The organism is Winogradskyella jejuensis (genome assembly GCF_900129745.1).
Taxonomy (GTDB): domain Bacteria; phylum Bacteroidota; class Bacteroidia; order Flavobacteriales; family Flavobacteriaceae; genus Winogradskyella; species Winogradskyella jejuensis.
Map to the genome: position 1 here is coordinate 381302 of NZ_FQWS01000001.1, position 22879 is coordinate 404180.

Consider the following 22879-nt stretch of genomic DNA (forward strand, 5'->3'; position numbering starts at 1 on the left):
ATGATAGCAAATATCTTTTTAGGAATAGGACTAGAGTATATCGATGCTGTTTTTCAAGTGATAAAAAACAGTGACTTCTCGCAGTACACCATTGCAGGAATGAAAACCCTTGCGGTGCTGTTTTTCTTGGTCAATATTCTAAAGAAGTACAATGAAGGTATTGCAAACAAGGATGGTTATACTTGGGGATTGAGTCCTGGAGAACTTGCCAAAAACTTTGCGGTGGTTCTCCTGGTTATCTTCTCTACACAAGTCCTCGGTTTTTTCGACGGCATTTTGGTAGCCATCGAGGGGCAATACCGAAACACGGCTCCTGCGCTCCTTCCACTACAATTGCAGGATATTCCTATTGAAGAGGATGTGGGCGCATTGGAAGCCGCCAAGAAGGCAATGGCGTTACTATATGATGCTTTAGTTACACCCTTGTTCGGTTGGAAAATTATATCGTTCATCATCAGTTTAGGCCTATGGATTTTGGACCTTTTCATTTATCCTCTGTTCCTTGCAGAACGCTATTTCTTATTAGGCATAATGCAAGCCTTTTTCCCCTTAGTATTGAGTCTTGCAGTTTTTGAAAAATTCAGGTCTATGGCCTATAACTTCTTCAAGTTATATGCTGCTGTGTATATGCTCGTACCTGCGTTCTTTTTGGTCAATGTTTTTATCAATGCCATTTATACGGAAATCAACACCACTTTTTGGGTGGACTTATTCGGTACAGACGTAGGCAGCAACTTCTTTGCGCCTGTGGTGGAACTTGGGTCTATCATTTTCATTGTATTTCTAAAGTTCAAGCTGTATAAACGTGCCACCACCTTCACCTTTAAACTCTTTACCTAAAATGAAAACGTCTTATAAAAACATATACGCTGTATTACGAATCAATCGCTTTATCGTGTTATCGGTCGTTGTGTGTGCTTTGGGGACAAGTGGGTTTTGTGGGTTTCTAATTCACAAAATCCACACCGAAGCATTGAACAGCTCCTTCGCCATTAATACAGACGGTACAGTCATACCCTTGAAATGGGTAGCGCAAAAGGAAAATTTTCAAGTGGAAGCACTCGCACATTTGGAGCTATTTCATACGTATTTCTATAATATCGATGCGAGCAATTATGAGAAAAACTTGGAGAAAGCCCTGTGGCTTGGCAATAGCTCTGTGGATAATCTATACCGACAGAAAAAAGCAGATGGCGTTTATAACAGACTGCTCCAATATTCCCTAGTGCAAAAGGTACTGAGCATTGAAACCCAACTCGACCTGAATGCAGAATCCTTTGCTTTTAGAACCACCACCGTTTTTGAAATTAATCGCGGTACTGTGGTCGACACCTACGAACTGGTTTCTACAGGAAACCTAATCAATGTAAATCGCAACTTTCCACATAACACACACGGATTGCTTATCACAAATTACTTTGAAAATAGTTTGAAGAAAATTGAAAACGCTAACCCCTAGGTATAGGGATTAAAACACTTAATTATGAAAATTGAAAAGAATAAATTAGTCTTCGGAGGAATCCTTGCCGTGGTTGTCATTTTCTTGATTTCCTACTCATTCATTGCTTTAGGGAATGACGAAGATGATGCCGAAAACCTAAAGCAAACCCTCGTTCCAGAACTTGAACAAGAGCAGGAAGATTACACTTCAAAATTAGATGCCATTAACGACCTGAAGGAAGTACGCGAAACGAATGCACCGAGTATCTATGACGAAAGTCTTTTGGACTCCCTTGGTTACTATGACCCAGAAAATGCCATCAAAGAAAAGGAGCGCATTGTAGATAGCATTTACCGACTTGGAAAAATTGATTACAAAGAGAATCGATATCGGAATGCAGCTCCGAAAATCAAAGCAAAGCCCATTCCACCTAAAAAAGATAGTATCGTCCCTGAGGTTGACCCAAATATTGAAGCCAAAGAACTAGGCTTAGAACATCAACTATTTTTTGCTTCCAATCCTCTTAAAAACGAACAATCTACCAATATCAAAACTGACAATCAGATATATGTAGCTGTAGACGGTAACCAGACCGTTAAAGCAGACTTCAGATTGCGTATGCGACTGAATAAGGATGCCATAATCAATAACAGGCTCATCCCAAAAAACACACCTGTATTTGGCTTTATAAGCTTTCAGCCCAATCGTGTTTTAATTGAGATTGAAAATATTCAGAATACGCCAGTAAATCTAACGGCATTCGATTACGAAGATGGCAGCGAGGGTATTTATGTAGAGAACAGTTTTCGAGCTGATGCCAGACGTGAAATTGTAGAAGATGTCGTAAACGATATCAATATTGGTGGCGTACCACAAGTTAGTGGTATAAAGCAACTCTTCCAACGTAGTAATCGCAATGTAAAAGCTACGATTGTAAACAATTATAAACTCATTTTAAAACAAGAATAATCACCCTCTAAGGGTATTAAAATTATACAATATGAAAAAGTTAATCTTACTATGCAGTCTTATTTGTTATACTGCTTTCGCACCTCGACTATGCTCGGCACAAGCTACAGCACAAACCACCAAGCACACTACTGAAGTTTTGGACACTATTTATGCCAATGATGATAAGAACGTAGCCCTATTTTTCCCTAATCCCATACGCCAGGGAATCACTGGAGCAAATCACTTCGTATTTACATATAATCGTGAAAAAGAACAGCATTTTGGACTGCTTCAAGCCAAGCCTGGAAAGGAAAGTAATTTGCTGATAATCAACAATAATGGTGATATTTTTTCGTATATTGTAAAGTATAAAAACCATTTAAAACGGTACAACTACTTTATACCGCTTTCGACGGCAATTGGCAATGAAAAGCCAAAGAAAGACCTACTAACTAACCTTGATACGTTACCTGCGCCACGCTTTGATAAGTCGGCATACTATGAGCGATTTTGCTCGTATCTGATAAAGCGAAAACAGCGCATCGGAAGGATAAAAACAAGACAAAGCGGTATTGTTATGACCGTTGAGAATATTGTTTTTGATAAGGAAGAATTGTACTTCGTTGTACAAGTCGATAATAGGTCGTCGTTAGACTATGACCTGAATTTTATAGACTTCTCGATTACCACCCGTAAAAAAGGAAAAAAGAAGTCTTTGCAGAAGCTATATCAAACACCGAGTTATGTTCATAAAAAGCCAGCTAGAATAAAGAAAGGCACATCAGCTAGAATGGTCTTTGTACTACCCAAATTTTCTATAAGCAACGAACGTAGAGTAGTACTAGAATTAAATGAGACCAATGGCGAACGTAATTTGGCGCTGTTTATAGCGGACCATTTTATAAATCATCCTAATTGATAGTATTATGAAAAAAATAGTTTTTTATCTCCTGACCTTGGCTATGCTTTCTTGCAGTCAAGGTCAACTGTCTCATATCGATACGGCCAAGGTTGTCGTCGAAAGTTTTTACCAAAAAGACAATAACAAATTAAAAAAGCATACAACAGAAGAAAGCTACGCTGCATTTATGTCCATACAAACTGTAATGGCTTCTGGTGACTCAGCTGTAGGAGCATCAAATTTTAAAGTCTTACAGGAAACTGTAGATGGTGATATTGCCTGGGTACAATTCTCAACGTCATATGAAGAAGCTCCTGAAATTTTCAAGCTAGTCAATGAAGATGGGCAATGGAAGGTTACTGAGAAAGGAGTTAAGGAGAAAAGTCCATTTTAGAGCGCGGATACCATTTCATTTACATCATTTTTTAACCACATACTTTAAAACTTCCTCTTTAAAATCTTGGGCTAATATTCGTGCCAGCCAATCTATAGTTTCGGAAATGGTTTTCTTATGACTAGTATTTTGAGTCTTTTCTAGTTTTGCTTTCCACATTTCCAATGAATCCATAATCTTACTAAACACTAATAGTTTACTGCCCTTTAAATCAGGACTCGGTGTAAAACCTGTAAAATGAAGGCCCCAGAAAATGTAGACGTCTTGGTCTCTAGTTGTATCAAGGTGACCCAATGCTTTATGCAATGCAAAAAGAATAGAATTGTCAAAAATGTTCTCGTAGAAGATTTTTGCAGACTTGGTTGCCCTTGAATTATTAATATTCCATAGCGTTCCGATATAACCCTTTGCACCAGCCCCGAGAAAAGAGTCTGCTATATCTGACCAAGACCAACACGTGTTATTGAATATCAGAGGTGACTGCATAGCCGCCAAATGACTAAACATAGCCTGATAAGCCGAATCTGCACATTGAATATGACAAGAACCAGGAACATTAACCTCAATAGAACTTTCTTGGTTTTTCTTATTACCCCATAACTGGAACATATCTGTAAATACCGATTGGCTATATGGGGCTTCTTTAAAGTCTCTACTGCCCCAAGATAGACCATCAAGTTTTCGAGGCATTCGTTTAGTTGCTACTTTATGGGAATCTTTATAGGGGTTGAGACCAAAACTAAAAATCTCATCATACTCAACGGTATGCTCTTCACCATTACTGTCAAGAAACTTTTCTATAATCCTAGTACCTTTAATTTCACCACCGTGGCTACACAAATGTAAAAGGCTATATGGATAGTGTTGGATGTGATTATCAAGATTAAAATAAGTGGCTTCATTTCCTATCAAGGGTTTAACTAGAAAGTTATTCCTGGTAAGTTCATCGACCACAAAATCAGTTTCCTCATCCTCAAATTTTTCTGGGGAGAATACTACAGAAGAAAAGGTATCTGATTGGGATGCGAGATTGATATTATTGAAAACAAAAAAATCCGGATTGATTCTGAGATGTACGTGCGATATGGGTATGATATTCTTTAAAATCAGCGAATAAGGTAGCCCGTCGGTAAAAAAAGTCACGAATTTTCTATTCGCAAAATGGATATGTTCGATACCTGAATAAATAGCAGCACTAAGATTGTTGTGGGCATCAACTTTTCCTTCTTTCCATTGCTCGATTAAGTCTTTTATTTCATAATGATTTATGTCCTTAGGTTCTATTAATTCTATGTCTGCACCTATGGAATGGCCATACAAGATGCCAAATACGCTAGACACTTTTTTATTTTTTTCTACCACCACCAAACCCTCATCAGTCCCAAGATTCTTTGGTATATCGACTGAACTATTATCGATTTTCAGCGATAAATTATTTTCTAAAGCATATGGCAAACAGGCAATAAGATTTTCTTCTGAGCAGGATATACTACCTTCTTTTTCAACCAAAGCACCTAGCATAGATTCTACGTCGAAAGCATCTTCAACGAATATAGTTTCACACTTATCAAGAAAGCTTAAGTAGCTTTTCTGGTTGTCATTAAGTCCGGCAACAATCAAATATTTACATCCACCAATTCTTGCGATTGCATTACCGACCCTTATGTCAAATTTTCTAGCTCTTGTTCTACTGAGTTGATGTTCGTCACGAATTTCTTCCTTGGGTTCAGTTTCAAAATCTTTTGCTGAAACAAACGGAAACTCAAACACCGGTATATAACCAGCAGATTGGTCGATATGGCTTAAAATTAATGCGGCTAGGTTCGCATCATCTCTATTGATGATACAAACAAAATCCGAATCTATTTTTGGCGGGTTGGGTTTCATTTTTACAATAGCCAATATCGTCATTTTAACAAAATCCCAAAAGTCTTAATTGAAGATAGACCTCACCTCCCTATAAATCCGTTCAAAATTCTCATCCAAATCAGCTTCGGTATAGTCCATAACATTAGTTGGTAATTGTTTCACAATCTTCGGAAGTTTAAACTGTATTTTCTTATCCTCACCATCAGCAAATGTGATAAACTCACCTTGCTTTAACCTAAAAAATACATCAGCTCGTCTTTTGGCAACTTCGCGTTCTCCTTTAGTAATTCGAGAGTCAAAATTGAGATTGTGTCCTCGACTTACACTGGTAGTTTCCTTTTTAATGATTTCAAAAAAGCGTTCATAATATTTAGCTGTGTCTGGGTCATTTACTTTTCCAAAAAACTGATAAGAAAGATTGCTTAAAATGGCTTTGCTTGCCTTGTCGCCATACATCATATCGTTTTGGATTTTATCCTGCATCACATAAATGGTAGCAATGTTGTAGCTCCGTAATGTCGCGGGAATACGATGCATATTCAAAAGTCGAATGGTCGGTGCTTCTTCCATCATTAAAAAAGAAGGTTTCGCAGCTCTAATACTCATTTGCTTGGTAATGGTGTGAATTACGGTTGCAATGATTGAGGAATAGGCGGTTTCAAATTGTGGATTGTTAACTACCGAAACTACAGTCGGCCGCTCCTGGCTATTCACGTTCAATGGCGTTTCGTCAGCAGAAAGCACCATAAAAATACGTTTGGTGCTTATCTTTTTGAGCGCATTGGCCAGGGTGCTTTTTACGCCTGCAGTTTGTCGGTCAGAATCTTTCCCGCTAATAAAAGCATCTGCCATCGCTCTAGAGGTCGTGTTAGAACTTAAAAAAGCAATGAGACTATCTGTGTCAAGTAATTGATAAATCGCTATGAGATGCGGTAAGGTGCAGTATTGGGGATAAGAAGTACGCAGTTTCCAAATCATTCCACCGATTAAGCCTTCGGCAGCATCGTTAAAGAATTTGCTCGTTCCGGTACTTCCACTTTCTTTCTGCTCCAAAAGGTTTTCAATCAAAACTCGAGCTACTTCGTTCACGCTTTCTTCGGTTTGCATATATCGAGATGCAATGGGATTTACGCGATTAAAAATTCTATCAAACGATACAATCTTAAAATCGACACCGTTCTCTTGAAAGAGTGGGTATGCCATTTCGGTTATTTCAAAATGCTTATAATCGTGAATGACTCCACAAAAAGAATGAGCACTAAAATGAGACAGAAAGGTGTACACTACGCTTTCCGTTTTTCCGCTACCAGCTGCTCCTATTACGGACGCTCCACGCTTGATATTATCTACTTTAAATGATGCGCCTTTGGTTTTAAAATGCACTTGAAATTTATCTCCTGATTTTGGTTTACTATCCTTGACCAAATACACCAACATAACCGTATTGGTCAACAACAGTGGACAGCCTAAATACAGGACAAAATGAAAGAAGCTCGATATGAATAACTCATTATGAAATAGGAATACAAAACTGCCCACTATTAAAATCAGATTTAATGTAAAGGCATAGCGTGTTAGTTTAAACAAGCTGTAAAATATCAAGCTCATTCCTATAAACATCGCTATGCTGAATACCAATCCTTCCATCACTATATGCCTATCGAGCCAGATTTAATTGCCACATCTACACCTCGTTTCAAATACCGAATGGTCTTTAAGGCGAGTTGTACTTTATTAGTTGGGATGCTGGCTATTGGGACTCCTGCTTTTCCTAAAATTTTAAAGGCGACCGCTTTTTCACCTGCTGGCAATCCGAGTAAGGTTGAGAAGTAGAGCTTTGGATTTTTAATGAAATCCTTTTTTGATTTGTAGGATTCTGCATAGTTGCGTTTGTACCCAAATGTAATATCAAATGTTTGTTCCGCTTTCGCGAAAAATGAATCCCTATCAAATCCTCGCTTTACCATTTTACCATTCATTATTACTTCCGAAGCTTTGTATTTACTCCCCGGCGATAGACTTACAGAATTAGACATATCCTTCCTACTCACGATAATATGAATATGACTTTGGTCGCCCGCTTTTTTCATCCCCTGTACAATACGTCTTCCATCCTGCTGATGTGGTGCTTCTTTTTCTAGTTTGCCAATTTTCAATTTCAATCGTTCTATATTTCCAATCGCTTCGCCCTGTTGAATTTTACGTATCTCTTGTTTCAACTTTAGAATTCTTGTTGCAAAAGGTTGGTTCTCTCGCACCTGTTTATCTGTTCCTTTAAAGGTGCGTTGATGCTCAATTTTAGCATAATACTTAATGTCATCTACGGTTACTTTTCTACCATTGATTTCGCGATTAAATGAGACTGCATAATCTTTCATTATTTCTCTGGTATATCGCTTTAAATCTTCCAAGCTATTTTCAAGTTTTCGTAATTCATATTTGCTAGGACTTACAGTTATTGAATAAAATTTAGGTTCTTTCTTTTTGAGTTTTGCGGTATTACCATCAATATCTTTTACTACTTCTGTAGCTCCAATTTCATCACCATATTGATTAAAAAAATGTTCCATTTCTTCTTGTTTCAATCCTTGATTTTCTTTCTCCAGATACGCCACAAAATCACCAGAACTTTGCGAATAATTTGGTCCTATTTTTTGAGCTGTTATTGTAATGTACATAGCTATTTATTTTACAATTCGTTGTCCGTTTCTAGCTTTTACCGCTTCGCTCTTCCTATGGTCGTGAATCTCGTTTACTCGATTTCGCGAAAGCGTATCGTGTTCTTTTCTTTGGAAATTTCCTTTTCCAAAAGCAGCTTTTTTTGTTCTGGTTCTGCCTGTTGAAATAGCGATTGTATCATCGCAACCGTAGGTTTGGTTTGATTCTTTTCGATGTCCTTCATAATGGCAATCACACCATTAATTCGTTTCTTGATTAAAGATTCTAGTGTCTGCATTTTTGGTCCTACCGACTCGTGTGGTGAGATGCCATTATCCTCAAAAAACTCAATCATTAACAACAAAGTCATCGATTGAGATAGCGACATTTTTTTACAGAATTGCCTAAATTTCTGCGCTACGGAAACCTTAATTCCCAGCTTTTCAAATCGTTCTTTTTCATAACCTCTATCCATTTTTCAGAAAAAATTGCTTGATTTTATTGGGCTGACGGCGTTTTTTCAGAAAAAACCGAGCTTAAAAATCAAAATTCAAAACAAGTAATGGTTGAAAAAGACCTGTTTATAAGGGTTTCGAAGAAAAGGGATAATGAAACATCGCGCCAGCGTGTTACCCTCTTGCTATTCCTTTTCGTCCCGCGCACGGGACAAAAAACAAGTACCATTACATCCAAAAATGTAATGGCTTTTTATCTGCTTAAAAAGAAAGCTCTGTTTTTTAAGAAGTGAAAAATGGTATTTTAAAACAATCACTAACAGAATTGAAATATCGTTGCGAATTTCAAAATGAAACAAAAAAAGACCCTTGAAATTTCAAAGGTCTGTTAGTCAAAAATAGTGGGTTCTAAATATTAAAAACGAAATTGTAAGAATATAAATTTCGCATCGCTTCCTCTTCCAAAAGTGTATCATAGTTAATATGATTTTCTTGGGCATATCGTTTCAATTGATTTCCAAATTTTCGCTTCACATCTTCCTTGGAATCAGACAACAATTTTTGCTGTGTCTCATTATCTAGATTTGTAAAATTTATATAGACCATAGCACAAAATTTAAAGTCTCCCACTATCGGCAAAGCTGTAATAATCGCCATCTGGTGCAAAGATTAAATGGTCTAATAATCGGATGTCAAAAACGGATGCTGCTTTCTTGATTTTTTTAGTCAATTTTATATCCGCTTCACTCGGTTCTAATTTTCCGCTTGGATGGTTATGTGCTAATATCAAACCCACTGAAAGCGATTTTAAAACAGTGGCAAAAAGGATGCGTATATCTACCAAAGTTCCTGCAATTCCGCCTTGAGAAATTTGGCAAATACCTTTCACTTTATTACTGTTATTTAAGAGCACAATTTTAAACGTCTCTTGTAATTGTATTGTGCTTTTATCCCAATGTTCAAATAGGACTTCCGCAGCTTGTGCCGTGGTAGATACTTGCATCCAATTTTTGGATTTGATACCACCCTCGTAACTTATTTTTATTTCATTAACTTTGTTTCTCATTGTAATTTACTTAACGTGATTATAAATGAAAAAGAGGGCGAAACTTTCCACAGGTGCGCCCTCTTTATCTTTTTAACTACTCGGCAGTTTCTTCGCCTTTGATACCTAATAACAAGATTTCGTTTGCTACCACTTCAGTAACATATCGCTTTTCTCCTGCCTCGGTTTCGTAGCTTCTTGACGTTAATTTACCCTCAATAGCTACCTCTTTTCCTTTACCGACATACTTCTCGATAATTTCAGCAATCTTACCCCAAGCAACGATATTATGCCATTGGGTATTTTGCACTTTCTCCCCATTAGAATTCTTGTAAGTTTCATTTGTAGCCATTGAAAAATTAGCTACTTTTTTCCCATTTTCTAAGGTTTTAACTTCGGGAGCATTTCCCACATTTCCGATTAACTGTACTTTGTTTTTTAGCGTACTCATAATAAAAGATTTAAAGATTAATATTTGTTTGAATTATTGATTTACTTATTATATCCAGAGCGTTTTCCTTTTGTTGTTTTTTTAACTTTTGTTCCGCTTCCTTTTTGAGGTTTTTGTAAGATTTCATAAGATTCATTTTAGATTTACTTCCCATAGAGCCGTCACTGTTACCTTTTTTTGTTGCTTGGTGGATTTCAATATTCAAGCTTGGTAAGACGTATAAAAAAGAGCGAGGAACGAGCCTGGTTTATGCCGTTGTCCAAGGGCGAATGTTGTTATTTTGCTGTCAAAAAAAGGTATAGTGGTGATGGCTCTATGGGATGTGAGTCTAAACATCTTGTGAAGTACAACAGCATTGGAAGTAGGACAATATGCAAATGCAATTTTCCTTATTTAAAGCGGACTTAATTCACACTTTTTACTTGCGAATGAAGTGTTCCTTTCCAGAGTATCGGAAAGGATTAACGGAATGAAAAGTCAAAAGCGGGGATTGTGTCCAAGACATATGTAGTGAAGCTCTTTCACCGAAGTGAAGTGCAACAAAATGAAGGGGAATGGGCTGAATGTTCTGTATTTGAATTCTTACTTTTATCCCAGAATCAAATAGTATTTAAGGCAATAGCATAAAAGATAAGATGTTAGCTCTAAAACTGAGGCGCAAAAAGAAGCTATGAATAAATAATCAAAAGTTCTACTTTACATTAGACACTTTCCCAAGAGCACAACTGACATACGATTTTGCTTTGCTCACAATAGAGTTAGGGTCACCAGTTATGGGATAGCCCATATCTCTTAATTCAGCTCTAAGACCTTCAATAACATTATGTGTTGTATAATCAAATGCTACGGAGCTGTCAGCTATATTAATCTCTACGTTAGAAATACCATCTACTTTGTTTAATTTAATTCTTAAAGCATTTTTACAGCCCTCACATTTCATATTCTGGATGTGCACGGTAGTTCTCATTTTTCACTGTTTTATGTACAGCGTAAACTTATAAATTCCCTATTGTTCATATGATGACTTTTATCATCGTAGCCTGCTTTTTTCCTGTTTAATTTTGCACTGCAATGATTAGACCTTTTGGACTTATTGTGAGCTATAAAAATTAAAGAGATGAGTAGTTACAATCCTATGCAGCATTTTCAGAAATGGTTCTATGAAGCTGATGGGCTCTTCGACGAAAGAGAACCTAACGCAATGTCTCTGTCTACAATTGGTGAAGATGGTTTTCCCAGAAGCAGAATGGTGCTTCTTAAAAAATATACTTGGGAAGGCTTTATTTTCTACACAAATTACAACAGTGAAAAGGGAAAAGCCATTGCTCATAACCCTTCAGTATGCCTACTCTTTAATTGGATAAAATCTAGTAGAACAATTCAAATCCAAGGTAGTGCAAGCAAGATTTCAGTAAGTGAATCAAGTAATTATTTCCAATCCAGACCAAGAGGTAGTCAACTTGGAGCTTGGGCTTCACAACAAAGTCGTATCGTTGAGTCTAGAACATTTTTGGAAGATAGGCTTAGAAAATTTGAGCAAGAGTATAAGGGTAAAGACATACCCAAACCAAACCATTGGGGTGGTTATTTAGTGAAGCCAAAAACTATTGAATTTATAGAAACTGAAGATAATTCAATTCAAAAAGAAGAAATCTATCATTTAGAAGCAGACTATAATTGGTCTAAAAGCATAAATATCAAATTAAAAACAATATAATATGTCATTACAACATATAACACCAGCTCAAGCAGTAGCAAAAATTCAATCAGGACAGCGTGTATTCTTTCAAGGAGCAGCTATGACGCCTAATCTTCTTATTGAAGCATTATGTAATCGCTATTCTGAGTTACAAAATGTAGAGATTATTCAAGTACACACAGAAGGTGAAGCATTGTATACCCAAGAACCTTATAGCAAAGCATTTAAGATTAATAGCTGCTTTGTGGGTGGTAATGTACGCCAGTCTGTAAATGGAGGTAACGGTGATTATATTCCTATATTTTTGAGTGAAATTCATTTACTTTTTAGACATAATATCCTTCCTATTGATATTGCTTTTATACAAGTATCTCCTCCCGACAGACACGGTTACTGCTCGTTAGGCACTTCTGTAGACATTACCTTACCGGCTGTAGAAACGGCTAAAACGGTTATTGCACAGATAAACCCTAACGTACCTCGCACACACGGCGATGGTATTATTCATCTTAACGATATAGACCACACCGTATACTGTGATAGAGATTTGAGTATTTCTGGAGGTGCTGTTATTTCAGATACTGAGGCACGTATAGGAGCAAATGTAGCTGAATTAATAGAAGATGGTGCTACATTACAAATGGGTATAGGAAATATCCCTAATGCTGTACTCAATAATCTAGGAAACCACAAGCGATTGGGTATTCATACAGAGATGTTTTCGGACGGTATTTTGCCACTGGTTGAAAGTGGTGTTATTACGGGAGAAGAAAAAACAGTTAAAACAGGTAAAATAGTGACTTGCTTTGCTGTAGGTTCACAAAAGCTATATGATTTTGTCAATGACAACCCACTAGTCCATTTTAAGGAAGCTGCTTACACTAACGATACGGCTATCATACGTCGCAATCCAAAGGTCACTGCCATTAATAGTGCTATTGAAATTGACCTAACTGGTCAGGTATGTGCTGACACCATTGGCAACAGACAGTACAGTGGTGTAGGTGGACAGATGGATTTTATTCGTGGTGCTTCATTATCTGAAGGTGGCAAACCTATTTTTGCGATGACTGCGGCCACAGCAAAAGGCATTTCTAAAATAACATCATATCTTAAGGAAGGAGCTGGTATCACTACTACAAGGGCGCACGTTCATTATGTGGTCACAGAGTACGGCGTCGCAGATTTGTTTGGTAAAAACTTAAAACAAAGAGCTAAGGCACTTATTAATATTGCTCACCCAGATTTTAGAGAGCAGTTAAGCCGTGATGCCTTTGCTAGATTTGGTGGTGAAGTTTACAGTTTGGTTTAGTACGCTTTCGCGAAAGCAGAACTAAAAATATTTAAAGGCCTTCTATCAATTTATAGAGGGCTTTTTCATTCTCTATTTTAATACGTTTGCCGTCTGTGACTATCCATCCCTCCTTTTTTAAAATAGCTAATGTACGAATGCAAGCCTCTTTTGCAGTACCTACCACATTAGCAATTTCCTCTCTAGTTAACGTCATAGCAATAAAACCATCCTTGTCCTTGCCAAAAGTTTTTTCTAAGTAGCAAAGTGTTTCTGCGATACGTTGTTTTACGTTCTTTTGAGCCATATTAACAATATTATCGTCTGCAAACTTTAAGTCCTTTGCCATCGTTAATAGTACTGCCTTAGTGAATTTTGGGTTTGTATTTATACTATCTGTAAGGTGTTTTTTAGGAATGTAGCATACTTGCATATCATTAAGCGCTACAGCACTGAGGTTTGCTTTCTCTTCGGTAATGACCGAACGCTGACCTAGTACTTCTCCTTTAGTCGCAATTTTGACAATAGTATCCTTACCATTATCGCTCATCTTAGAGAGCTTAGATACACCATTACGCACACAAAAAACACCGTTAAGTCGCTCGCCTTCTTTAAAAATGGCATCTCCTTTTTTAATGCTTTTTGTGACTTTAGAGTCAGAGATTGTTTTAAGCTCATCTCTATCCAAAGCTTTGAGAGAGTTTAATTGCCTTACGATACAATTCTCACATCTCCTTTCTTGTTGCTCATCCATCTAAACTAATTTTTGTTAAAAATAAGTTAACTAAATGCCATCGCAAAATTATATCGATGTCGAAAAAAATCAATAATTAAAACGTTTTTTTGAATTACAAATATTAGTTGACATAAGTCATCTTTTTACAGGTTTTAATGAAGTAGTTTTAGGTATTAATTAAAACCAATAGATATGCAAAACAATGTTCTAATCGAGTTTGTAAAAATTCCAGTAAGTGATGCACTATCAAAGTACATAAATAAAAAATTAAATGTACTATTCAATAAATATGCTATGCTCATTAAAGTTCAAGTGTATATAAAGAAAGAGATGAAAAGTATAGCCCATAATTGCATTTGTGAGATAGAATTGAGTCTCCGAGGACCTCGCTTGTTTGCTTCTGCAAAAGAACATAAATATGAGTTGGCCGTCAAAAAAACCATTTCAGAATTAGAACACCAACTTAAAAAAGCAAAGCAAAAAATGCTCGTAACTCACTAAAAGAAAAGGATTATGAAAAAGCGCACGCCAGTTTCTAGTATAATGACGACTACGGTCATATCATTAAATACAAAAGACTCTCTCGAAACAGCAGAATCACTGTTTAAAGAAAACAACATACGTCACATTCCTGTAGTCGGTGGTTCAAAAGTGATAGGTATGTTGAGTTATACCGATTTACTTAGAATAAGCTTTGCAGATGCCGTAGGCGATGATGAACAAGATGTAGATACTGTGGTTTATAATATGTTTACCATAGAACAAGTAATGACTAAAAACCTTGTAACGGTCACCTCTACAACAACTATAAAAGAGGTGGCAGAAATTCTTTCTAAACGAGAGTTTCACGCACTGCCGGTAATAGATAATGGTAAACTTGTAGGCATCATTACCACAACAGATTTAATCAATTTTTTACTAGAGCAATTTTAGAGAATATTGTTCTTTTTCTTGATGGAGTCAGGGGATAGTTTTTCATTGCTAATGATTTTTCCTCTGGCTTCTTTTAATTGAACGTTAAAGTAGATAATAGCTTTTTAAAGTATTTAAGGATGTCAAATAATTTAGTTACAAAATATAATATAGCTGGTCCAAGGTACACAAGCTACCCTACCGTTCCTTATTGGGATAATGAAACATTTTCTAAAGAAGCTTGGAAAAAGTCATTCCTCAAAACTTTCAATGAAAGTGAAGAGAATAAATCGATAAGTCTTTATATCCATTTGCCATTTTGTGAGCAACTATGCACATTCTGTGGCTGCAACAAAAGGATAACAAAAAATCATAAAGTTGAAACGCCTTACCTTGAATCTGTCTTAAAGGAATGGCAACTCTATATCAAGTTACTTGACAAGCGCCCAATAATCAATGAGCTTCATCTTGGCGGTGGAACACCTACATTTTTCTCGCCAGAGAATCTTTCCAGTTTAATAAATGGTATTTTCGGCTTAGCAAATAGAGCACCTGAGGCTTCTATAAGTTTTGAAGGGCATCCTAACAATACTACTTTTAAGCATCTCGAAACACTAAAAGCATTGGGGTTTAATCGAGTGAGTTATGGTGTTCAAGATTACAATCAAAACGTCCAAAAGGCTATTAACAGAATTCAACCTTTTGAGAATGTAAAAAGAGTTACAGAACAGGCAAGAGCATTGGGTTACAACTCTGTAGGGCACGATATTATTTTTGGACTTCCTTTTCAAACAAAAGCGCATATCCTCCATACGATAGAAAGAACAAAAGAGTTACTTCCAGACCGAATTGCTTTTTACAGCTATGCCCACGTCCCTTGGATTAAAGGTAATGGTCAACGCGGATTTAAAGACTCTGACCTACCTAGCGCAGATGAAAAAAGAGCAATGTATGAGATAGGAAAAGAAAAACTTTTAGAAAGTGGCTACGTAGAGATAGGTATGGACCATTTTGCTTTAAGAACCGATAGTCTTCATATCGCAATGGAAGAAAAAAGTATGCATCGTAATTTTATGGGGTATACAAATTTTAAAACACAATTAATGATTGGTCTTGGGGTTTCGGCAATTAGTGATAGCTGGTCAGGATTTGCTCAAAACCTTAAAACAGTAGAAGCTTATCAAGCAAGTATTGAAAAAAATGAACTTGCAGTCTTTAGAGGACATATTTTAAATCAGGAAGATTTAATCATCAGAAAGCATATTCTTAATTTAATGTGCTCGTTATATACTTCTTGGTCTGAAGAAGAATATCGCTTGATAGGGATTTATCAAATAAAAGAGACTTTAAAGGAAATGGAACGTGATGAATTAATAAAAATAGAAGAAAACAGCATCACTGTTTTAGAGAGCGGTAGACCATTTGTACGTAACGTATGTATGGCATTTGACCTGAGATTACAAAGAGCAAAGCCAGAAACTCAATTATTTTCAATGACAATTTAAAAGATGAGCACACCTACACCCATAAAGAGAATAGAAGCACTTAAACCTTTGAGTAGAGAACATCATCAAGGATTACTTCTAGCGTGGAAAATAAGAACCGGTTTTGCAAAAGGCATAGCCGTAGCGCGTATAAAAGCATACACAGATTGGTTTTACAAGGAGCATCTTTGTCCTCATTTTGAAATTGAAGAAGACCTTATATTCCCCATATTGGGAGAAGGACACAAATTAGTAAGCACAGCTTTTATTCAGCATAAAAAACTACGGCAATTGTTTACTAAAAAAGATAACCTGAAGGAAACCTTGCAGGAAATCGAAAAAGAACTGACTAACCATATTCGTTTTGAAGAGCGCGTACTTTTTAATGAAATTCAAAACGTTGCAAGTAAACGTCAACTGGCCTTAATTGAAGAAATACATCAAACACAAGATTTTATAGATAACACAAATGACCCTTTTTGGATAAAGGGCGAAGCGTAAATTAAACACACAAAACAATAAGAAATGAAAACACGAATCTACCTTTTTGTCCTATTGTTCTTAATGATAGCATTGAGTTGCAAAGAGCAAACAAGCGATGAGCAAACCTCTAGAGTTAAAGCGGAAACGCCAACAGAAAAACGTGTAGCTCAATTACTAGATGACCCTATTTTAAGTAACGATTGGGAAAAAGAAATTGAACTTGATGGTACTGGTAAATGGACGGCAAATGAAGAGACTACTCAAGGTGTACGCAATATGCTGAATATTATGGAAAACACAGATGTAGGACCAGAAATGAATTTTAAAGCACTTGGCACAAAACTAAAATCTGAGATTAATGTTGTTATACAAAAATGCTCAATGAAAGGTGCCTCTCACGATAATCTACACGTGTTTTTAATGCCTCTTATTGAAAAAGTAGATGCCTTGCAACAAGAAAATGATATTGAAAAAAACAAAGCCCTAGTTGCAAGTATCTATTACAATCTGGAAGCTTATGCTACTTATTTTAAGTAGCATTTTTCTTTGGTATAAAAAGTATCAAAGCAATAGCCATAAATAACAGCAGACTTGCTGCGAGCAGATATTCATTAAAAAAATCTGTAACAGTAAATGCTTGTGACCAGATAGCGATGCCTTTATAAATCAAAAGTCCTTCAGTAAGTACAAAACCAGCTAGATAAAAATATATCATTTTTTGGTTGAATCTTATAAGTTTTAATACATCAAGAATAAGAAATAGTGCAATGCTTACAACACCTAAAAATATCCAGTGCAAGTAGGCAATCGTGAGCTCTATAATATTAGAACTTAGGTTGGCAAAGTAAGGAAATGACCCTACTAATTGCAGCAATAGTTTTATACTTAAAACTATCAACACTATTATAAAAAGTAAATATTGCAACGCAGTAAATAAACGTTTTACAGCTTTCTTATTCTTCCTTATCCAGTAAAGCACATAGCCCAGACATATTACCTGTATCCCTGCACCAAATGCGCTTAAACTATACACATAATTTTCAGGAGCTGTCCATAATGCAGAAAGCAATGCGGTAAGAACTACACTTATGTTTATGAGAAGGAATAGATTTTTGTTACGCTTTCGCGAAAGCGTAATCCCACCACGTTCCATTACAAAAAGAAGTATTCCTAATAAAGCAAGAAGCATCCAGCCGTTGTACTGAAAATGCAAATAGAAATAAATGGCTAAGCGATACCATACCGATGTGGGACCTAATGTGGCCATAATCCCGCCTAATGCCCAAGGTCCAATACTGGAAAGAACGAGATAATACAAAGAAGCTTTGATGTATGGAAAACTAGCTGAGGTTTTGATTTCGTCTTTTACATTTTTGAAAAAGAACCAAGTAAACCAATAGGAAGCAAACAAGAATAACGTAGAAAATGTGATAGATAAGAATGCATATCCTTGAATAGGAAACGTAAGCAACATACCGACCAAAGTTACCTGTGTAGCTATAAAACCCCAATTATATTTACTGGCGACACGTTTTTCTTGCTTTACAAAAAGGACATATAAAATAGTCGTTAAACAAACGTATACCCAACCTAAAAGAGCAATGTGAGAGTGACCGTGCTTGATAAACTTGTAATTAACATCAATATCAAATACGTGCCAAAACCTTAAAAGCAGCCCCAATGAAGCTGCAATTAAGAAATATAGTAACGCAATACGCACCTGATTCCGAATTGAGATTTTCATATCTCAAAAGTAAGATTTTGTATCACCTGGCTTATTAAAAATCCTTCTTTCTACTTTTTCTATAGATATTTAGAACTGGCAGTACCACCCAAAGTGATAAGGCTACAATTGAGATAAGCAATCCGAATCCTGTTCCAAAAAACTTCTGAAATACAGCTCCCGTGTATCCCAATAACGCTGAAATATCTAGTTTCAATAAAATCAAAATACGTGATAAATCTATGGGATTGAACATCGTTGCACCTATTGAAAATGAGTCCAACGGATACGATTGAAAGGCTACCAATGACATTAAAAATAGGCCGTCATAAATTACAGCCATAAAGAGCCAGAGCAAAATTGCATAGCTGAAGCCTTTTATCTTATTCTCGTTATACAAAGCGATATTAAACGCTAATGCTGTAAAAATTAATGTCAAGAATGTGCCAGTAACTAATAACAGACCAAAATCCCAAATCTCATCGGACTGAAAGAGTCCGTAAAGTGCAAAAGGAATACCTAAGCCAATTATTAAACTCATAGACAGGGATAAAGCCACACCCAAATATTGTCCGATAAATATGGAAGACCTCTTAATAGGTTGTGCTAGTAGTAGCTCTGTAAACTCCTTTGAGTTATAGTAATACATAACACCGAAAATGGTTCCTATCAGCGGCACTAATATTGTGATGACGTTCATTAAAGTAATGACCGCTTTAGACAGGTCATTATTGAGAAATAATAACACACTACCTAAACCTAAATAGAATAGCAAGTAAACGTAACTCCACCTACTTCGTATAAGGTCAAAAAAACTATATTTTAAAATTTTAAGCATTTTCCTGAGTTAAAAGGTTAGCAATAGCTTGTTCAAAATTAGTGGTTTCGGTTTGTGATTTTAAAGCTCCAATGTTTCCTTTAAAATAAACTTTACCTTCTAGTAAAAACACAATTTCATCTGCCATTTCTTCCACAAAACTCATAATATGTGAGGTTATAAGGATGGTTTTTCCTTTTACCTTTTCTTCTGATATGAGTTCTTTTAAATGGATTAAAGCTATCGGGTCAAGGCCTGTAGTAGGTTCATCTAAAATAATTATAGGACTGTCAAACATTAGTGCGAGTACCAGGTTTACCTTTTGCTTTGTTCCACCAGAAAGGTTGCCTAGTTTTTTAGACAAAAAAGGTTCTAACTTAAAGAGTTGTATTAAGCGATGGTCTTCGCCTGGACGATTTCGTAAATCTTTTATCATTGCAATAAGTTCCTTCACCTTCAGGTTTGCTGGAAAGTTTGCTATCTGCGGTAAGTAGTCTATCTGGTCTCGGTATTGGGAGTTTTTTTTAATTGAGGTGCCATTTACAGAAAGCACTCCACTATCAGGTATTACCATTCCTAAAATGGACTTAATGAGCGTAGTTTTGCCCGACCCATTTGGCCCTAAGATGGCAATTATCCCTTTAGAATTGATGTCTAAGTCTACGCCTTTGAGCACCTTATTTTTGCCAAACTTTTTATGTAACTGTTCTATGTGTATCATTAGTAGCGTGTCATTTTTGGGGTTAAGTCCTGCAAATTATCAGGCGTAAAAACGGGTGATACCTTTTCTGAAAAATCTATAATGTCTATAAAAAGACTCCGCATCAGTATAATGGTCTCTGGTGTTTTGTTAACCACATAAGAAAACAGTTTTACAGGTCTAAAAGGCACATCGCCCACACCGTCTTTATCGAGGTCGTATCCTGTGTAATTACTCCAGTAATTATCTCTAAACACGTTATCATTCAATTTGCTGTTATAGGATAAATCAAATGAGTTATAAAGAAAATTATTCTTCTCAATGGTATTGTTATAACAAGCACCTAGTACTTTAATCGCATAGCCATTGCGGATAAAATCATTTCCAGAGTATACGATTCTGTTAGAACCTTCTATGTTTATAGCTACGGTATTTTCTTCAAAAAGATTGTCTTTGATTTCAGCATCATTAATTTCTTTAAGAAGAATGCCAAAAGCCGCAGTGCCCCAATTTTTCTTAAAGGTATTATTGAACATTTTAATGCGCTTAGAAAACATCACCGCCACACCAGCACCGTTATTTTCAAAGGTATTATTAGTGTACACATCATCGTTGGAAAACATAAAGTGTAATCCGTAACGTAGGTTGTTTGTACTTACATTATCCTTGATGAGGATATCATCAGAGAATTCTAAATAAATTCCGTCACGTACTTTTTGAACAATATTATTAGACACCTCTACATTTTTAGAGTACCAAAGCTGTATGCCATTGCCTGAATTATATTCATCTTGCGCATCACCTATTACCTTATTATGATACACTTTTCCATTGTTGGATTTTTCAATGTAAATGCCAAAGAATAATTTTTCTAGTACCACATTTTGTATTAAAAAATGCTCGCTTCGTACGACGCGTATCGCAGCGTGGTCACTAGTGTAACTCGTACCTACATTGATAATAAACAGCCCATCGATAGTTACATTATCAGATACAATACGAATAATCTCGCCTTTATCCTCGCCATCTATAATAGGGAAATTCTCACCTTTTATGGTTAATGGTTTATCTACAACAATGTTATACTCCTTATAGGTGCCTTTTTTTACTAAAATGGTGTCTCCTGCTTGAGCAGCAGTAATCGCGTTGCTTAGAGATGTGTGCTGGCAACTGGCGCATACGGTTATTGTTTCCGCTTTCGCGAAAGCGTTTACGAGCAACGTAATTAGTAAAAAGATGATATGTAAGTTTCTGTAATTCAATTTATCTTCATTTTATAATAAACCGCCACTCCTAGCGCTATACCCCAAAAACACAAAGAAAACAGCAAGTATTGTTACTGCGACAATATGAAAAGCAAGTGGTTTAAGCTTACGTTTGGGGATTAAAAAAAATCGTGCGTGTATAGCAAGTAAAATGGTTACGATTAAGGTACTATACTTTAAAATGATATGTCTGCTATAATGGTCATATAAATCAAACTCAAATAAATTAGGCGCATAAAAAATGGTCATATAAACTCCTGTTGCAAGTAGTATAATAAGGGAAGGAATACCTATGCGCTCATATCGTGATTCAAAGGCTTCAATAATACTAAAGTCGTTTCTTTTTAATGCCGCAGGTAAAAATCCCAGCGATAAGATAAGATGTCCTCCTGTCCAAATAGTGGCCGAAACAATGTGTAAAAAAACCACCGCTTTTATCATACCTACTTACCTAAATGGCTTTTAAGAGATTTAAAATCATATAATTTACCGCCTTTTTCAGCTTTCATTTTCTCCGCTTCTTCTTTATTTTGAAAAGCCGTTAAGTTTGCACCCATAGGACTTGGCAAATTTTTACTTATCAAAAAGGTTGCCTCTTCTACATTGATAAATTCTGTAGGTGCTTCATAGTAATTTGTGAGCAATGTCGTATTGATTAAAGCAGCGTTTTCTGCGGTGTAATTCAACATACATTCGGTTGCATCAAACTTATAGACCTTCCCTTTATCGTTAATTAGTTCTGCTCCGTGTATTTTATCCACTATAGTCATTTTACAAAAATGACAGCCATCGTTACCATAATCTATGGTTTGTGGTCCTGTATTACAGCTTGATAGCAAGAGAAGTATTAATGCGCTTATTGTAAATTTTATCGTTGTTTTCATTGTGCTATTTGTTTAGATTTCTTGCCTACAAAATAAGCTATCAGTGTTAGCAACATTCCTACACCCATTAAATAACCTCCTAATCTAGGATAGGAATAGGCGTCAAAATTGAGCATTTTTTGATGTCCTAATAGTGGTGGTTTATAACTCATAGGTGTTCCGTCTGGATTTGCTAGTTTCATAATCGCATTGGGGTCTAAGTTAGTCCCATAATCGGTCATCCAAGCATTAAAATCATACATTCCTAAAATGCCTAAAACTGTCATTAAAATAAGCCAACCTAAAAACCAATTGTAGTTTACCTTACCAAAATACCCTAACAACCCTATGATAACACCTAGTGCTGCCATACCACCTATAACCATTGGGAACACACTAAACTCCCACATATCTTCTGGTTTAGGCAGTGTTTTCATACCTATATAGTGATTGAGTCCGTCTATATTTTGAATATCAAACTCACTCATTCCCTGAATACCATTTATATATATATTCATCCCGAGTGGTTCTGGATATTGCGGTGCTCCCAACATTATATTCCAAAGAGGAAACTTAAACAAGCCCGTAAGTAACAGGGCACCAATAATCATAAGAATACTTGCCTTTTTCATCGCTATAAAATTTTTTGAAATCACGCTTTCGCGAAAGCGTGTAAAGAACTTAAGAAAGTAAACAGGCAGTAATTAAACCATACTGCCTGCTTACAAACAACCATCAAAT

Annotated in this window: 28 protein-coding genes; 12 read left to right on the top strand and 16 right to left on the bottom strand. The window is 36.2% G+C overall.

Annotation, left to right across the window (positions count from 1 at the left end; all coding sequences use genetic code 11):
- From BUB95_RS01850 to BUB95_RS01870, 5 genes are read left to right on the top strand one after another with little or no spacing between them, the layout of a single operon-like run.
- Nucleotides 1–840: a hypothetical protein gene (locus tag BUB95_RS01850; RefSeq protein ID WP_073082268.1), complete on the top strand. Its 840-nt coding sequence runs from the start codon at nt 1–3 to the stop codon at nt 838–840.
- A gap of 1 nt (nt 841) precedes the next feature.
- On the top strand, nt 842–1459 hold the full coding sequence (locus BUB95_RS01855) for a conjugal transfer protein TraK (RefSeq protein ID WP_073082270.1): 618 nt from the start codon (nt 842–844) through the stop codon (nt 1457–1459).
- A 24-nt stretch (nt 1460–1483) separates the two neighbouring features.
- Nucleotides 1484–2410 (top strand): conjugative transposon protein TraM, encoded by a 927-nt coding sequence (traM, locus tag BUB95_RS01860; protein ID WP_073082272.1) that lies wholly within the window; start codon nt 1484–1486, stop codon nt 2408–2410.
- A 31-nt stretch (nt 2411–2441) separates the two neighbouring features.
- Nucleotides 2442–3311: a DUF4138 domain-containing protein gene (locus tag BUB95_RS01865; protein ID WP_073082274.1), complete on the top strand. Its 870-nt coding sequence runs from the start codon at nt 2442–2444 to the stop codon at nt 3309–3311.
- 43 nt (nt 3312–3354) lie between these two features.
- Nucleotides 3355–3687 (top strand): hypothetical protein, encoded by a 333-nt coding sequence (locus BUB95_RS01870; RefSeq protein WP_234969228.1) that lies wholly within the window; start codon nt 3355–3357, stop codon nt 3685–3687.
- 24 nt (nt 3688–3711) lie between these two features.
- On the opposite strand, the gene BUB95_RS01875 is transcribed toward BUB95_RS01870, so the two are convergent.
- From BUB95_RS01875 to BUB95_RS01915, 8 genes are all read right to left on the bottom strand, one after another.
- Nucleotides 3712–5574 (bottom strand): hypothetical protein, encoded by a 1863-nt coding sequence (locus tag BUB95_RS01875; protein ID WP_143185552.1) that lies wholly within the window; start codon nt 5572–5574, stop codon nt 3712–3714.
- Between the two features lie 45 nt (nt 5575–5619).
- A complete protein-coding gene (locus tag BUB95_RS01880) occupies nt 5620–7203 on the bottom strand; it encodes a type IV secretory system conjugative DNA transfer family protein (RefSeq protein WP_073082281.1) in 1584 nt (527 codons plus the stop codon).
- Between the two features lie 2 nt (nt 7204–7205).
- Nucleotides 7206–8234, bottom strand: a complete 1029-nt coding sequence (gene mobB, locus BUB95_RS01885) for a MobB family relaxase (protein ID WP_073082284.1) — start codon at nt 8232–8234, stop codon at nt 7206–7208.
- Nucleotides 8235–8308: 74 nt separating this feature from the next.
- Nucleotides 8309–8689, bottom strand: a complete 381-nt coding sequence (locus BUB95_RS01890) for a BfmA/BtgA family mobilization protein (RefSeq protein WP_073082287.1) — start codon at nt 8687–8689, stop codon at nt 8309–8311.
- Between the two features lie 388 nt (nt 8690–9077).
- Complete coding sequence (locus BUB95_RS01895; protein WP_073082290.1) at nt 9078–9275, bottom strand: hypothetical protein; 198 nt, start codon at nt 9273–9275, stop codon at nt 9078–9080.
- A gap of 10 nt (nt 9276–9285) precedes the next feature.
- Nucleotides 9286–9735 (bottom strand): JAB domain-containing protein, encoded by a 450-nt coding sequence (locus tag BUB95_RS01900; protein ID WP_073082293.1) that lies wholly within the window; start codon nt 9733–9735, stop codon nt 9286–9288.
- Nucleotides 9736–9811: 76 nt separating this feature from the next.
- Entirely contained in the window at nt 9812–10165 is a 354-nt protein-coding gene (locus tag BUB95_RS01905; RefSeq protein WP_073082295.1) for a single-stranded DNA-binding protein, read from the bottom strand.
- 691 nt (nt 10166–10856) lie between these two features.
- Nucleotides 10857–11132, bottom strand: coding sequence for a heavy-metal-associated domain-containing protein (locus tag BUB95_RS01915; RefSeq protein ID WP_073082300.1), 276 nt, complete (start codon nt 11130–11132; stop codon nt 10857–10859).
- A gap of 150 nt (nt 11133–11282) precedes the next feature.
- Between BUB95_RS01915 and pdxH the strand changes: the two genes are divergently transcribed.
- The gene (gene pdxH, locus BUB95_RS01920; protein ID WP_083573294.1) at nt 11283–11882 is read left to right on the top strand and encodes a pyridoxamine 5'-phosphate oxidase; all 600 of its coding nucleotides are present in this window, start codon (nt 11283–11285) and stop codon (nt 11880–11882) included.
- A 1-nt stretch (nt 11883) separates the two neighbouring features.
- Nucleotides 11884–13176 carry an acetyl-CoA hydrolase/transferase family protein gene (locus BUB95_RS01925; protein ID WP_073082305.1) on the top strand — a complete coding sequence of 431 codons (1293 nt, stop codon included), beginning with the start codon at nt 11884–11886 and terminating at the stop codon, nt 13174–13176.
- A 31-nt stretch (nt 13177–13207) separates the two neighbouring features.
- On the opposite strand, the gene BUB95_RS01930 is transcribed toward BUB95_RS01925, so the two are convergent.
- On the bottom strand, nt 13208–13909 hold the full coding sequence (locus BUB95_RS01930) for a Crp/Fnr family transcriptional regulator (protein ID WP_073082308.1): 702 nt from the start codon (nt 13907–13909) through the stop codon (nt 13208–13210).
- A 174-nt stretch (nt 13910–14083) separates the two neighbouring features.
- Here BUB95_RS01930 and BUB95_RS01935 point away from each other — a divergent pair, with 174 nt between their 5' ends.
- From BUB95_RS01935 to BUB95_RS01955, 5 genes are all read left to right on the top strand, one after another.
- A complete protein-coding gene (locus BUB95_RS01935) occupies nt 14084–14392 on the top strand; it encodes an HPF/RaiA family ribosome-associated protein (RefSeq protein WP_073082311.1) in 309 nt (102 codons plus the stop codon).
- 12 nt (nt 14393–14404) lie between these two features.
- A complete protein-coding gene (locus BUB95_RS01940; RefSeq protein WP_073082314.1) occupies nt 14405–14824 on the top strand; it encodes a CBS domain-containing protein in 420 nt (139 codons plus the stop codon).
- 119 nt (nt 14825–14943) lie between these two features.
- Nucleotides 14944–16308 (top strand): oxygen-independent coproporphyrinogen III oxidase, encoded by a 1365-nt coding sequence (gene hemN / locus BUB95_RS01945; RefSeq protein WP_073082317.1) that lies wholly within the window; start codon nt 14944–14946, stop codon nt 16306–16308.
- A gap of 3 nt (nt 16309–16311) precedes the next feature.
- Nucleotides 16312–16788: a hemerythrin domain-containing protein gene (locus tag BUB95_RS01950; RefSeq protein WP_073082320.1), complete on the top strand. Its 477-nt coding sequence runs from the start codon at nt 16312–16314 to the stop codon at nt 16786–16788.
- A 24-nt stretch (nt 16789–16812) separates the two neighbouring features.
- Nucleotides 16813–17307, top strand: coding sequence for a hypothetical protein (locus tag BUB95_RS01955; protein ID WP_143185553.1), 495 nt, complete (start codon nt 16813–16815; stop codon nt 17305–17307).
- Here the strand turns inward: BUB95_RS01955 and BUB95_RS01960 are convergent.
- From BUB95_RS01960 to BUB95_RS01990, 7 genes are read right to left on the bottom strand one after another with little or no spacing between them, the layout of a single operon-like run.
- Nucleotides 17300–18514, bottom strand: a complete 1215-nt coding sequence (locus BUB95_RS01960; protein ID WP_073082326.1) for a hypothetical protein — start codon at nt 18512–18514, stop codon at nt 17300–17302. The genes BUB95_RS01955 and BUB95_RS01960 overlap by 8 nt on opposite strands.
- Nucleotides 18515–18548: 34 nt before the next feature.
- Complete coding sequence (locus BUB95_RS01965) at nt 18549–19331, bottom strand: ABC transporter permease (RefSeq protein ID WP_073082328.1); 783 nt, start codon at nt 19329–19331, stop codon at nt 18549–18551.
- The gene (locus tag BUB95_RS01970) at nt 19324–20031 is read right to left on the bottom strand and encodes an ABC transporter ATP-binding protein (RefSeq protein ID WP_073082331.1); all 708 of its coding nucleotides are present in this window, start codon (nt 20029–20031) and stop codon (nt 19324–19326) included. The genes BUB95_RS01965 and BUB95_RS01970 overlap by 8 nt, the downstream gene beginning before the upstream one ends.
- Nucleotides 20031–21251 carry a nitrous oxide reductase family maturation protein NosD gene (locus BUB95_RS01975; protein ID WP_073085009.1) on the bottom strand — a complete coding sequence of 407 codons (1221 nt, stop codon included), beginning with the start codon at nt 21249–21251 and terminating at the stop codon, nt 20031–20033. Before BUB95_RS01975 ends, BUB95_RS01970 begins: the two co-directional genes overlap by 1 nt.
- A gap of 33 nt (nt 21252–21284) precedes the next feature.
- Nucleotides 21285–21716 (bottom strand): CopD family protein, encoded by a 432-nt coding sequence (locus BUB95_RS01980; protein WP_073082334.1) that lies wholly within the window; start codon nt 21714–21716, stop codon nt 21285–21287.
- Nucleotides 21717–21718: 2 nt separating this feature from the next.
- The gene (locus BUB95_RS01985; RefSeq protein ID WP_073082336.1) at nt 21719–22159 is read right to left on the bottom strand and encodes a nitrous oxide reductase accessory protein NosL; all 441 of its coding nucleotides are present in this window, start codon (nt 22157–22159) and stop codon (nt 21719–21721) included.
- A complete protein-coding gene (locus BUB95_RS01990) occupies nt 22156–22770 on the bottom strand; it encodes a hypothetical protein (RefSeq protein WP_073082339.1) in 615 nt (204 codons plus the stop codon). Before BUB95_RS01990 ends, BUB95_RS01985 begins: the two co-directional genes overlap by 4 nt.
- Between the last annotated feature and the right edge of the window lie 109 nt (nt 22771–22879).